Origin of the sequence: Methanocella paludicola SANAE (genome assembly GCF_000011005.1) — an archaeon.
GTDB lineage: Archaea > Halobacteriota > Methanocellia > Methanocellales > Methanocellaceae > Methanocella > Methanocella paludicola.
In genome coordinates, this window is record NC_013665.1 from 388,574 (window position 1) to 400,243 (window position 11,670).

An 11,670-nucleotide genomic window follows, 5' to 3' on the forward strand; every position below is an offset into this window, starting at 1 on the left:
AAGAATTTAGCATGATAGAGAAGGACCCCGTCTGCGGCAGGGACGTGCCCACCGACAAGGCCATCGTGATCTTTAAGCTGGGCGACGGCAAGCGATACCGCTATTTTTGCAGCGAGAAATGCGCCCGTATCTTTCAAAAGTCCCACCTGGGGCTTTAAAGATACGACCGTATCTTTCAAAAGTCCCACCTCGGCCTTTAAGTACAAGTATATATAAAAATCAGGCCAATTATTACGTGGTGAATGGTCATAGCTGAAGCGCCTGAAAAGAAAACGCTCTTAAAGATCACTGGAATGACGTGTGCCTCGTGCGTCAAGCGCGTGGAGGATGCCCTCCGGGAGCAAAAGGGAGTCACGGAGGCGAACGTCAACCTGGCCAACGAGAAGGCCACAGTCACATACGACCCGTCGCAGGTATCCGTCGAGAATATGGTCAGTGCGGTCAAGGACGCCGGCTATGGCGTCATGGTCGAAACCGTCACCCTCCCGGTGCAGGGCATGACCTGCGCCTCGTGCGTCAAGCGCATCGAGGACGCCCTCAGGGGGAAGGACGGGGTCATCGACGTCGCGGTCAACCTGGCTACCGAGCGTGTAACCATCAAGTACAGCCCCACCGAGGTCACGCTGCCCGAGCTCAAGAAGACCATCACCGATGCCGGATATACGGTCATAGAGACGAAGACGGAGAAGGAGTTCGTCGACACCGAGCGGTCCGCGAGACAAAAAGAGATGCGCGACCTCACGCTCAGCTTCATCCTCAGCGGCATCGCCTCCGCCGTCATCATGATCCTCATGTTCTTCGGCTCGTCCCTGCCTGTAGTTAAAACGTGGCCCATGGAATGGATCACGTACATCTCGTTCATACTGGCCACGCCCGTGCAATTTATCATCGGCTGGCGGTTCTACCGGGGCGCCTGGGCGGCGCTGAAGCACGGCACGGCGGACATGAACGTGCTCATCGCCGTGGGCACGAGCGCCGCCTACTTCTACAGCGTCGTAGCCACCTTCGTCCCTCACCTCGTGATGGTCGGCGGCAGGATGCCCGACACGTACTACGATACGTCCACCATGATCATAGCGCTCATATTGCTGGGCAGGCTGCTCGAGGCACGGGCTAAGGGCCAGACCTCCGAGGCCATCCGCCGGCTTACGGGACTGCGCGCTAAGACTGCCCGGGTCATCAGGGACCATACGGAGGAGGACATACCCGTCGAGGACGTCAAAGTCGGGGACGCCATCCTCGTCCGGCCGGGCGAGAAAATACCGGTGGACGGAGTGGTCACCGAAGGCTACTCGTCCGTGGACGAGTCCATGATCACCGGCGAGCCCATCCCCTCCTCTAAAAAGGAAGGCGATAACGTCATGGGCGCTACCATCAACAAGACGGGCTCCTTCAGGTTCAAGGCCACGAAGGTAGGCCGCGACACCGTGCTTTCTCAGATCATTAAGATGGTCGAGGAAGCCCAGGGCACCAAGGCCCCCATCCAGCGCCTGGCAGACCAGGTCGCCGCCGTGTTCGTGCCGGTAGTCATCGGCCTGGCCATCCTCACGTTCCTGGCCTGGTACTTCATCGGCGGGGAGCCGCTATTCGCTTTATTAAATTTCATATCCGTCCTCATCATCGCCTGCCCCTGCGCCATGGGCCTGGCCACGCCGACCGCCATCATGGTGGGCACGGGCAAGGGCGCCCAGTACGGCATCCTCATCAAGGGCGGCGAGAGCCTTGAGAACGCCTACCGCATCGATACCATCGTGCTCGATAAGACCGGGACCATCACGAAGGGCGAGCCGTCGCTCGTCGATGTCGTCCCCATGGCGGGCTTCACCGAGGCGGACGTTATCCGTTATGCCGCGTCTGCTGAGAAGGGCTCGGAGCACCCGCTTGGCGAGGCCATCGTAAAAGGTGCGAAAGCCGGGAATATCCCGCTCACGGGCGCCACGAAGTTCGACGCCGTGCCGGGCAAGGGCATCGTGGCCGAGGTCGACGGGCACATCGTCATGGCGGGCAACGCGAAGCTCATGGAGCTCGAAGAGGTGCCCCTGGAGGAGATGCAGAAGGCTTTCGAAAGGCTTTCGGCCGAAGGCAAGACTCCCATGTACGTGTCCGTGGACGAGAAACCCGCGGGCGTAGTGGCCGTCGCCGACACGATCAAGGAGGGCTCCATGGAGGCTATCGCCGAGTTCAGGCGGCTCGGTATCGAGGCGATCATGGTCACAGGCGATAATCGCCGGACGGCCGAGGCCATCGCGAGGCAGGTGGGCATCGACAGGGTCATGGCGGAGGTGCTCCCGCAGGATAAGGCCGAGGTCATCAAGTCCCTCCAGGCCGAAAAGAAGAACGTCGCCATGGTGGGCGACGGCATCAACGACGCGCCCGCGCTCGCCCAGGCCGACACGGGCATCGCCATCGGCACCGGCACCGACGTCGCCATCGAGTCCTCCGACATCACGCTCATGCGGGGCGACCTCAGGAGCGTCGTCACCGCCATCAGGCTCAGCAAGGCGACCATACGCACCATCCGCATGAACCTCTTCTGGGCGTTCTTCTACAACGTGATCGGCATCCCGATCGCCGCCGGCATCCTCTACCCGTGGTTCCACATCCTCCTGAACCCCATCATCGCCGCGGCCGCCATGGCGTTCAGCTCCGTCTCAGTGGTCTCGAACTCATTATTGTTAAATAGGTTCAAGCCATAATTTTCATGTATGGCTGAGTTCACGAAGCTTGTCAGGAAAAACGACGTTACGCCGGGGAAGATGAAGTCCGTCTATGTATCGGCCGTAAGCGCCAACATCACCGTCGCGAACATCGATGGCAAGTATTATGCGTTCAAGGACGAATGCCCCCACATGGGAGTCCGGCTCTCGAACGGCAGTATCGAGAACGGCATCATCACCTGCCCCGAGCACAGCTCGAAGTTCGACGTCACAACCGGGAAGCCCTTGTCGACGCAGAACGACCCGCTCGTGACCTACGAGGTCAAGATCGAGGGCGACGACGTGCTCGTAAAAGTATGACTTATTTTGCGTCCAGGGGCACCTTGACCAGGGCCTGAACTTCCTCGTCGAAGACGACCGTGTAGAAGTCGAACTCGACATATGACGGCTTGCCGGGCTCGTAGTCGTCGGTGAGCTTCATCACGGCCGCAAGGTAGGCGTGATCATACAATAGGCGCTCCAGCACGATGACGTCCCCGACCACGTTGCAGTGGCCGCCCAGCGTGCGCATGGCGTTCTCCTTCAGGCTTGCCACCGACAGCGTCCATATATCGCCCCCCCGGGACGAGACCTCGAACCTGCCCTCGTACTTCGGCAGGAGCGGCAGAATGTCCACCTTCATGTCGGCCAGGAAGTTCTCGATAATGTACGAGGGCTGGTAAGCCTCCACCGCTGACAATCGAAGGTCCGCGATATCGTTCTGCTGCCCGGCGTCGTCCACGTCCATTCTCAGGTACGCCTCGCGCTCCTTTTTTATGATGGGCTCCAGCCGGGAGTACTCCTCCTTCAGCATGGCCTCGATGAGTATGACGGCCTCGTCGTGAGAATGATCCCTTTTAATATCGAAGAGCCTTTTTCGCAATTCCGGGGTAGAAGCTACATCGGCCATGTATGGTACATGCGCCTTATAGGTCAATTAATTTTGCGTAAAAAAGAGGTACGGGCTTACAGCCCGTAGAGCGTTCTCATTAAAATTAAGCTGCCGAAAGTCATCCCCACGCTCAGCACAATGTAGAATATAGCCGGCACAAAGACCGCGATGAGCGAGGACGTCCGGGAAACATTATCCCCGTGCTGGACCGCGATCGAGCCCAGGTAGCAGGACCATAGCAGGCCCAGGTACATGACGACCTGGCTCAGTATGAAGAGCGGGTTCGTGTAATAGCGCTCCATCTCTGTGACCATCTGCCTCATGGCGTCCATGATCTGGTCCTGGGACATGGTCGGAGTGACCTGAAATGCGGCCGTATTCATCGCGGGCACGAAGAACAGGATGGCCATGCTGATGAGCATCGGTATGTACTTTACGATGTACGTGTACCCGATGGCGTTCAGCATCTCGGGATTATATTTTCCCTGTCCGCCGAGGAATAAGGCCATGACGTGTACCACTCCCGTGGCGATCGGCCAGCCGATGAGCACGACGACCACGCTGATCAGTAGCGATAGGATGGTCATGCTTCCGCCTCCAAGGCTGCCCGCCGAGATGTAGCCCGATATCATGACCAAGAGCGCAAAGACGCCGACGATGACCAGCGGCTCCTCCGTCCTCGGCTCCTTAAGAATGTCCTTGATTGTCTCCCCGGGCTTCGTGAACATGCCCATTACTCTTTCCACGAACTTCATAATTAAACCTCCTTAACGTCTTTAACATGCATCAGCGGGTACCCGTCCTTCAGGGCCATCCCGACTGACACTTCGTAATTCTCATACTTTATTACCGCATCCACCGTGAGCATCGGGCCCTTTAGCTCGGTGTAGCCAAAAGCGCTTAAATTCTGTTTTACCATTTCCCTGTCGATCTGCACCGTGATGCTCCTGACGAAGGGCTGGACCGATATGCTCTGAGCTATGGCCTTTTCCAGGCTGTCGACCGTCTTCAGGCTGATCGGCGAGCCGACGAACTGGTGGTAGAGGGCCCCGAGCTTGATCCCGGCCTCGAAGACCGCCTTATCCCTTGGTGTTACTGACATGTGGATGCCTCGCGTATTGAACGTGTAATTAGGCCGTTGAAAGCTTAAATCTGACCTTTGAGCGGCGTCATGACGGCTCCTGGCGGCCTGTCAGATAGCGGCACCATCGAGCTACATTCTTTGATGGGTAAAGGCTTTCCAAGCAGGAAGACGCTCATCTCCTCCGCCTGCCGCCTTATCTCTCGAAGAACGCTCTCCGGGGCTTCTTCGAAAAGATACACTCCGATCGCCTTTTCATCGATGTCCCAGACCCCGGCGATCCTGCCGTCGACCATTATACATGTCGTTGCGTTGCCCGAGCGGTCGTATACGCAGCCGTAATGCTTCTTGTCCAGATACCGGTCCCTGTCCTTGTAGCCCATCAGGTATGGGTCGAGCGACGGCAGCAGGCGCACTGCGGGCTTCTTCGGGGCCCTGGCGCCTTGTATCGACCTTATGTCGACGTAATCGACGATCATGTCATTCCCGAGCCCCGAAACGTCGATGCGATCCGTCCGCGCCTCCAGGCTCTCAATAGCTTCCCTGATATCCGACCTTCTCAGGCCTGTCCACCACGCGATGTCCGCCTCTGTTGCCGGGCCGAAGGCCTTCAGGTAGTGAAGGGCCAGCGAAGCGGTCGCCAATTTTTCTTCCATCTCCAGGTCGACATCGGGATAATAGTCGCCGAACAGGTGGTATGTATGCAGGTTGCTCTTCCAGCTCCCCTTCGGCATGCCCTTTGCCAGCAGCCCGGTATCGCACATGGCGTTCAGGACCTGGAACAGGCTCGTGTCGACCCCCAGAGCTTTTTTTATTTCGGCCGCCGTCTTACCCCCATCCCGGAGCAGCGCGAGGATGGATCTCTCCAGGCGCTCGTACTCTTTTTCGGGCATGGCGACGCGCTTCAGCCGGCTCAGGTAGCCCGTCTCAAAGGTGCGCTTCATCGCCGAATGGTACATCGCGAACGCGCCCGTCGGCTGGATGTACATCGTGAACCGCATACAGCGCAGCTGCCCAAGGCTTTTATTGACGTAAAGCTCCCGGTCCAGGTCTTCCCTGCGGAAATCCTTACACCTCAAGAACGCGGATATGTACGGCCCGATGGCGCTGGTCGCGTGGAGGCCGCCGATATCCCATACCATCTCCACAAGGCGTTCGGCCCTGGAATCATCCGATAAATGCTGCTTGCGCAGGACGAGCCGGTTCACGTCCTCGACACTGACGGGCTTCATCGCTCCTCCACGATATCGGCCTCCGCCTCGTCGAAGAGGAACAGCTCGTCGATCGAGGAGTGCAGGGCATTCGCCACGTCGTGGGCCAGCTTTAGCGACGGGTTATACTTGCCCTTCTCGAGGAACACGATGGTCTCCCGGCGCACGCCCACGAGGTTCGCCAGGTCCTCCTGCGTCAGGTTATAGCGGGCCCGGAACTCCTTGATGCGCGTCCTCATTCGACGTCTCCCTTGGCGTTAAAATAGACAATAAACGCCACCATGCTCACGACCATGACGAATAATATTATGCCGAATATTTGCCCGGCATCCAGCATCACCCTGAAGGGCGAGGCATAGTAGATCATGACCAGTATGCAGATGGCGATCATCGTGGCGTACCACGAGTAGGTCATGGCGATCGTGCCGATCTTCCTTGTGCGCTCGTCCAGCACGGGCTTCCGCATGCCTAAGAAATAGAACAGGTTACCGCCGAACGTGATCAGGCCGATGGCCGCCACCAGGGCGATCGCATCGTACTCGGGAAAGTTCGCGCTGCTCCGCATGATGAGTATGGCCGCCAGCATCAGCAGCTCGAAGATGCCGATCAGCATGGTTAGGTTATAATTCTTTACCGGATCCTGGACCATACGATCCCACTCCTATGCTATGTCCCCTCTGGACGAGTAGTAGATATACCACCCGTAATAGGTCAACAGCAGCACTGCGATGGTCAGGCATATGACCTGAAGGCCGCTCAGCACATAGCGCCACCAGTTTAAGTACTGCATGACCAGCAGCATGGCCAGGAGCGTGACGCCCGACACCCAGGAGTTCATCATGGAGAAGGCGGCCACTTTCCGCATGCGCTCATCCTCAGGGCTATTGCACTGGTTATAACGCGAGAGCGTGCCAACGACCAGGACAATGCCGACGGCGAATAATACCAGCGCGATGAGGTCGATGCGGTTCAGGAAGAACATCCAGCCCAGCGATACGAACACGACGGCCGAGCTCAGCCAGAGTACATACTTGTAGAAGGAGGTATTCATTCCACGTCCCCCCTATGCGCCTTATAGACGTTGATGAGCATCATCGACACCACCATGACGAGCAACGTGATGCCCAGGAAACGAGCCACGCTCATATGCATGTTAAAGGCCACGTCCCAGATGAACAGGAAGCACATCGCCACCAGCGTGATGAACCAGGAATAGGTAGCCGCGTAGGTGCCGATCTTCCTGGCCCTCTCGTCCTGCGAGCCCTTCTCCATTCCAAGGTACCCGAAGAAGTTCCCTGTAAAGATGACCACGCAGAATATCATGGCCAGCGTCGCGTTCCCGTCGCTCCACTCGAACACGGCCAGGGCCAGCCCCAGGCCGATCATGACCAGATATCCCAGCCACATGCTGAGCTTCACGATGCCCAGGCGCGTCTCATCCGTAACTATACTCATACTATCACCCTTTTCCTATTCGACATCCGCCTTGCCGCCGAGGTATGCGTTGATAACAAGCATGCTGAGGAGCATTACCACGAAGATCAACCCGAACAGTTCCTCCGGCGTAAACACGCGATGGCTCCAGTAGCCCGATATCAGCAGGAAGCCCATGAACGCGAGGGTAATGAACCACGAGTACGTCGCGGAGATCGTGCCGATCTTTTTCACTCGCTCGTCCTTCAGGGGCTTCTCCATGCCGATGTAGGCGAAAAAATTCGACAGCAGGACCAGTATACCGCTCAGCACCACGATGGCGAGCACATCGTCCATCGATTTCCAGATGATCAATACGATGCCCGCGATGACCAGGGCCGCCGAGCCGAGCCACAGGCTGACCCTGTAAAGCCATGGATCAGCCGGTTTATTTTTATCGCTCATTTTATCTCCTTTGTTATTTCGTGCTCACAATATGTTATAATTAAACAACTTAATGTTAAAAATACATAACATTTTAAACTATATAAGCCTTTCTAAACGTAGGAGGTACAGAGAGGACGATAATAAAAAAGGGGGGGGATAAGCCCCGTATTATAGTTTGACGTAGCGGGCGTCGTACAGCCCGGCCTTCTCGATCATTTCCTTCAACACGGGCTGGGGCACTGCATCGTCCACGTTAAGGATCATGATGGCCTCGCCCCGTACGGCCTCGCGGCCCACGACCATCCCGGCGATGTTGATGTCGTTCTTGCCCAGGATGGTGCCGACGTTACCGATCACGCCCGGCCTGTCCTTGTGCATGGTCACGATCATGTATCCGGCGGGGTTGGCCTCGATGCGATAGTTGTCGATGCCAACGATGCGGGCGTCCTTGTTGCCGAAGATGGTGCCCTGGACCTTCCGCTGCATGCTGTCGGTCTTGATCGTGACGGTGATCAGGTTCGTGTAGTCGCCTACCTCGCCCGACTTGGACTCCACGACCTTGATGCCATAGTCCTTGGCGATCGCCTTGGCGTTAACGTAATTGACCAGCTCGCCCTTCTTGAAGTCCAGGATGCCCTTGATGGCGGCGATGGTGATGAGCGACACGTCCTTCTGCGTGATGTCGCCGCTGTAGGTGATGTCGACCTCCTGGATGCGGCCGTCGACCATCTGGGCCGTGAACTTTCCTAAATTCTCGGCCAGCGGCAGGAACGGCTTGATCTTCTCCATGGTCTCGGGCTTCATGATGGGTATGTTGAGCGCCGTGGTGACCGGCAGGCCCTTGAATGCGTTCAGCACCTGCTCGGCGATGATGACGGCAACGCTGATCTGGGCCTCCTTGGTGGACGCTCCCAGGTGAGGAGTAACGATGACGTTGGGCTGCTCCAGCAGCGGGCTGCCCACGGGCGGCTCCTTCTCGAACACGTCGAGAGCCGCTCCGGCGACCTTGCCCGACTTCAGCGCCTCCAATAAAGCGGCCTCGTCGATGATGCCGCCGCGGGCGCAATTAATGACCCGGACGCCCTTCTTCATCATGTCGAACTGGGGCGTGGATATCATGTGCCTGGTCTCGGGTATGAGGGGCGTGTGGACCGTGATATAATCGGCCTTCTGGTAGATCTCTTCCCGGGTCGTCAGCTTCGCGCCCAGGTCCCTCGCCCTCTCGGGGGTGGTGAACGGGTCCTGCGCGAGCACTTCCATGCCCATGCACCTGGCCCTCTTCGTCACTTCGCCGCCGATGCGGCCCATGCCGATGATGCCGAGCGTCTTGCCAAGCACCTCGACGCCCATGAACTTGCTGCGCTCCCACTTGCCGCCCTTGAGCGACGAGTTCGCCTGCGGGATGTTGCGGGACATGGCGAACATCATGGCGATGGTGTGCTCACAGGCAGCTATCGTGTTGCCCTCGGGAGCATTGGCGACGATGATGCCCTTTGCCGTGGCAGCGGGAACATCGACATTGTCGATGCCGACGCCGGCGCGGCCGATGATCTTCAAAGAGTCCGCAGCCTCGATGACCTCTTTAGTGACCTGCGTCTCGCTTCTGATAATTAGAGCTTCGTAGCCCTTGATCTTCTCTAAAAGCTGTTCCTTCGTGAGCTTCGTCTCAACGTCCACCTGGACGCCGGGCTCGGCCTTAAGTATCTTGATGCCTTCGTCGGAAATGGGATCGGTTATGAGGACCTTCATTGTAAATTCCACCTTGACAGCGGTAGTGTTGTGACTATGGATGCTCAATACTCTTAAGTCTTTGGATATTCACGTTATGAGGCACCCTTAACCCCAACTTTTATAACTGTATATGTTGTTTATCTACTACCATCAAGGTGGAAGAATGCAGTTATTACTCATACATTCCGACTTCATCGAGTACGAGGTCAAGAAAAGCACGCCGGTCGCGGAGAAGATCGGCGACGACCTGAAGTCGGGCAGGATGGAGGACGCGCTGGCGGCCTTCATCACGGTCGAAAAGCCCGACGAGGCCAACCCGCAATACGTCATCGACAGGGGCGTCGAGTCCATCGTAAAGATGGCGGAGCAGGTCAAGGCGACCCGCGTCATGCTCTACCCTTACGCTCATTTAAGCTCTAACCTTTCATCCCCGAAAACGGCCATCGAGGTCCTGACCGGGCTCGAGGCGGCGCTGAAGGCAAAGAACTTTGAAGTAAAGCGCTCTCCCTTCGGCTGGTACAAGGCGTTCACCGTCAAGTGCAAGGGCCACCCGCTCTCCGAGCTTTCGAGGAACATCGTGCCCGAAGGCTCTACGATCAACATCTGCGCGGGCGAGAAGCCCGAGGTGGTCTCCGAGGCGGTCAAGAACGAGGAAAAGCTCAAGAGCTACTTCTACGTGATGGACGTCGACGGCACCCTGAAGGACCCGAAGACGTTCGACTACAAGGGCCACGAGAAGCTCAAGGCCTTCGTGGACTACGAGATGGCCAAGAAGCGGGCCGTCGACCGGGTGCCCCCGCACGTAGAATTAATGCGCCGCCTGGAGCTGGCCGATTATGAGCCTGGGAGCGATCCCGGCAACATGCGCTTCTACCCGAAAGGCCGCATGGTCAAGAACCTTTTAGAGAATTACGTGCTCATGGAGGCCGCGAAGAAGGGCGCCATGGAAGTCGAGACGCCCATCATGTACGACATGGAGCACCCCACCTTGAAGAAGTACCTGGACCGGTTCCCGGCCAGGCAGTACACGGTCATCGCCGACAAGAAGAACCTCTTCTTAAGGTTCGCCGCCTGCTTCGGCCAGTTCTTGATGAGCCACGACATGACCATCTCCTACAAGAACTTACCGTTAAAGATGATCGAGCTCACGAGGTACTCCTTCCGTAAGGAGCAGCGCGGAGAGCTCGTCGGCCTGAGGCGCCTGCGGGCCTTCACCATGCCTGACATGCACACACTGTGCGCCGACATGGCCGGAGCGACAAGCGAGTTCAGGGACCAGTACGAGATGTGCATCAACACCCTGGACACGATCGGCCTCACCCTTAAGGACTACGAGGTGGCCATTCGATTCACCCGGGACTTCTACGACCAGAACAAGGGCTTCATCAAAGGCCTCGTAAAGCGGGCCGGCAAGCCCGTGGTCATCGAGATGTGGGACCAGCGGTTCTTCTACTTCGTCCTCAAGTTCGAGTTCAACTTCATCGACTCGCTGGACAAGGCCAGCGCGCTCTCCACCGTCCAGATCGACGTGGAGAACGCCGAGCGGTACGACATCACGTACGTCGACCAGGACGGCTCGAAGAAGTACCCGACGATATTGCACTGCTCGCCCTCCGGGGCCATCGAGCGCTGCATCTATGCCCAGTTAGAGAAACAGTTCATGGAGAGCGAGAAGGGCCAGGTGCCCATGCTCCCGGTGTGGCTCTCGCCCACGCAGGTGCGGATCATATCGCTGAGCGACAGGCATGCCGACTACTGCCGCAGGCTCGCCGGGGAATTAAGGCCGAACAGGGTGGACATCGACGACCGCGAGGAGACCGTGAGCAAGAAGGTCAGGGACGCGGGCAAGGAGTGGATACCCTACGTGGTCACGATCGGCGACGCCGAAATAGGCAAGGACAAGTTCCCCGTCGTGGTCCGTAGTGAGTCCCAGCCTAACAAGCCTCTCAAGGTCGAGATGACCGTCGAGGAGCTAAAGGCCCGGCTGGCAAAGGACACGGACGCGCTCCCCGCGAGGCCTCTGCCCATCGCGGAGAGCCTGGCGAAGCGCCCCAAGTTCGTCGGAAGCATATAAGCATGATTGGCGTATGGGCGCCAATCCTTTTCATTTTAATAGATAACAAGGCTGTATTGGGCGATTATGCTAAAAATGTCTGCCGAAGGCAGCTAACATTTATTTTATTGTGTCAATATTTATAA

General features: G+C 57.6%; 14 protein-coding genes. 4 read left to right on the plus strand and 10 right to left on the minus strand.

Features of this window, described 5'->3' with window-relative positions; genetic code table 11:
* Nucleotides 1–11: 11 nt before the first annotated feature.
* The 3 genes from MCP_RS15250 (at nt 12) to MCP_RS01970 (ending at nt 3,017) form a co-directional block, all read left to right on the plus strand.
* Nucleotides 12–158: a cation-transporting ATPase gene (locus MCP_RS15250; RefSeq protein WP_128859890.1), complete on the plus strand. Its 147-nt coding sequence runs from the start codon at nt 12–14 to the stop codon at nt 156–158.
* 84 nt (nt 159–242) lie between these two features.
* Nucleotides 243–2,696 carry a heavy metal translocating P-type ATPase gene (locus tag MCP_RS01965; RefSeq protein ID WP_012899136.1) on the plus strand — a complete coding sequence of 818 codons (2,454 nt, stop codon included), beginning with the start codon at nt 243–245 and terminating at the stop codon, nt 2,694–2,696.
* A 9-nt stretch (nt 2,697–2,705) separates the two neighbouring features.
* On the plus strand, nt 2,706–3,017 hold the full coding sequence (locus MCP_RS01970; protein ID WP_012899137.1) for a Rieske (2Fe-2S) protein: 312 nt from the start codon (nt 2,706–2,708) through the stop codon (nt 3,015–3,017).
* Nucleotide 3,018: 1 nt separating this feature from the next.
* Here MCP_RS01970 and MCP_RS01975 read toward each other — a convergent pair whose 3' ends face one another.
* The 10 genes from MCP_RS01975 to serA all read right to left on the minus strand — a co-directional run bounded on the left by MCP_RS01975 (nt 3,019) and on the right by serA (nt 9,489).
* Nucleotides 3,019–3,606 carry a hypothetical protein gene (locus MCP_RS01975; RefSeq protein WP_012899138.1) on the minus strand — a complete coding sequence of 196 codons (588 nt, stop codon included), beginning with the start codon at nt 3,604–3,606 and terminating at the stop codon, nt 3,019–3,021.
* 56 nt (nt 3,607–3,662) lie between these two features.
* Nucleotides 3,663–4,343: a Yip1 family protein gene (locus MCP_RS01980; protein WP_012899139.1), complete on the minus strand. Its 681-nt coding sequence runs from the start codon at nt 4,341–4,343 to the stop codon at nt 3,663–3,665.
* Between the two features lie 2 nt (nt 4,344–4,345).
* A complete protein-coding gene (locus tag MCP_RS01985) occupies nt 4,346–4,690 on the minus strand; it encodes a dihydroneopterin aldolase family protein (protein ID WP_012899140.1) in 345 nt (114 codons plus the stop codon).
* A 44-nt stretch (nt 4,691–4,734) separates the two neighbouring features.
* Complete coding sequence (locus MCP_RS01990) at nt 4,735–5,901, minus strand: winged helix DNA-binding domain-containing protein (protein WP_012899141.1); 1,167 nt, start codon at nt 5,899–5,901, stop codon at nt 4,735–4,737.
* Nucleotides 5,898–6,119 (minus strand): helix-turn-helix transcriptional regulator, encoded by a 222-nt coding sequence (locus tag MCP_RS01995; protein ID WP_012899142.1) that lies wholly within the window; start codon nt 6,117–6,119, stop codon nt 5,898–5,900. The genes MCP_RS01990 and MCP_RS01995 overlap by 4 nt, the downstream gene beginning before the upstream one ends.
* A complete protein-coding gene (locus MCP_RS02000) occupies nt 6,116–6,529 on the minus strand; it encodes a hypothetical protein (protein ID WP_012899143.1) in 414 nt (137 codons plus the stop codon). The genes MCP_RS01995 and MCP_RS02000 overlap by 4 nt, the downstream gene beginning before the upstream one ends.
* 12 nt (nt 6,530–6,541) lie before the next feature.
* Complete coding sequence (locus MCP_RS02005) at nt 6,542–6,931, minus strand: hypothetical protein (protein WP_012899144.1); 390 nt, start codon at nt 6,929–6,931, stop codon at nt 6,542–6,544.
* Nucleotides 6,928–7,335: a DUF2178 domain-containing protein gene (locus tag MCP_RS02010; protein WP_012899145.1), complete on the minus strand. Its 408-nt coding sequence runs from the start codon at nt 7,333–7,335 to the stop codon at nt 6,928–6,930. Before MCP_RS02010 ends, MCP_RS02005 begins: the two co-directional genes overlap by 4 nt.
* A 15-nt stretch (nt 7,336–7,350) precedes the next feature.
* Nucleotides 7,351–7,758, minus strand: coding sequence for a hypothetical protein (locus MCP_RS02015; protein ID WP_012899146.1), 408 nt, complete (start codon nt 7,756–7,758; stop codon nt 7,351–7,353).
* A 150-nt stretch (nt 7,759–7,908) separates the two neighbouring features.
* Nucleotides 7,909–9,489 (minus strand): phosphoglycerate dehydrogenase, encoded by a 1,581-nt coding sequence (serA, locus tag MCP_RS02020; protein ID WP_012899147.1) that lies wholly within the window; start codon nt 9,487–9,489, stop codon nt 7,909–7,911.
* A gap of 145 nt (nt 9,490–9,634) precedes the next feature.
* Between serA and MCP_RS02025 the strand changes: the two genes are divergently transcribed.
* Nucleotides 9,635–11,545: a threonine--tRNA ligase gene (locus MCP_RS02025; protein ID WP_012899148.1), complete on the plus strand. Its 1,911-nt coding sequence runs from the start codon at nt 9,635–9,637 to the stop codon at nt 11,543–11,545.
* Nucleotides 11,546–11,670 lie beyond the last annotated feature (125 nt).

Bases quoted from the DNA above. Each gene is read 5' to 3' on its own strand.
- MCP_RS01980 (WP_012899139.1), bottom strand. From the start codon at position 4,343: ATGAAGTTCGTGGAAAGAGTAATGGGCATGTTCACGAAGCCCGGGGAG.
- MCP_RS02015 (WP_012899146.1), bottom strand. From the start codon at position 7,758: ATGAGCGATAAAAATAAACCGGCTGATCCATGGCTTTACAGGGTCAGC.
- MCP_RS01975 (WP_012899138.1), bottom strand. From the start codon at position 3,606: ATGGCCGATGTAGCTTCTACCCCGGAATTGCGAAAAAGGCTCTTCGAT.
- MCP_RS02000 (WP_012899143.1), bottom strand. From the start codon at position 6,529: ATGGTCCAGGATCCGGTAAAGAATTATAACCTAACCATGCTGATCGGC.
- MCP_RS15250 (WP_128859890.1), top strand. From the start codon at position 12: ATGATAGAGAAGGACCCCGTCTGCGGCAGGGACGTGCCCACCGACAAG.
- MCP_RS01990 (WP_012899141.1), bottom strand. From the start codon at position 5,901: ATGAAGCCCGTCAGTGTCGAGGACGTGAACCGGCTCGTCCTGCGCAAG.
- MCP_RS02010 (WP_012899145.1), bottom strand. From the start codon at position 7,335: ATGAGTATAGTTACGGATGAGACGCGCCTGGGCATCGTGAAGCTCAGC.
- MCP_RS02025 (WP_012899148.1), top strand. From the start codon at position 9,635: ATGCAGTTATTACTCATACATTCCGACTTCATCGAGTACGAGGTCAAG.
- MCP_RS01970 (WP_012899137.1), top strand. From the start codon at position 2,706: ATGGCTGAGTTCACGAAGCTTGTCAGGAAAAACGACGTTACGCCGGGG.
- MCP_RS01985 (WP_012899140.1), bottom strand. From the start codon at position 4,690: ATGTCAGTAACACCAAGGGATAAGGCGGTCTTCGAGGCCGGGATCAAG.
- MCP_RS01995 (WP_012899142.1), bottom strand. From the start codon at position 6,119: ATGAGGACGCGCATCAAGGAGTTCCGGGCCCGCTATAACCTGACGCAG.
- MCP_RS01965 (WP_012899136.1), top strand. From the start codon at position 243: ATGGTCATAGCTGAAGCGCCTGAAAAGAAAACGCTCTTAAAGATCACT.
- serA (WP_012899147.1), bottom strand. From the start codon at position 9,489: ATGAAGGTCCTCATAACCGATCCCATTTCCGACGAAGGCATCAAGATA.
- MCP_RS02005 (WP_012899144.1), bottom strand. From the start codon at position 6,931: ATGAATACCTCCTTCTACAAGTATGTACTCTGGCTGAGCTCGGCCGTC.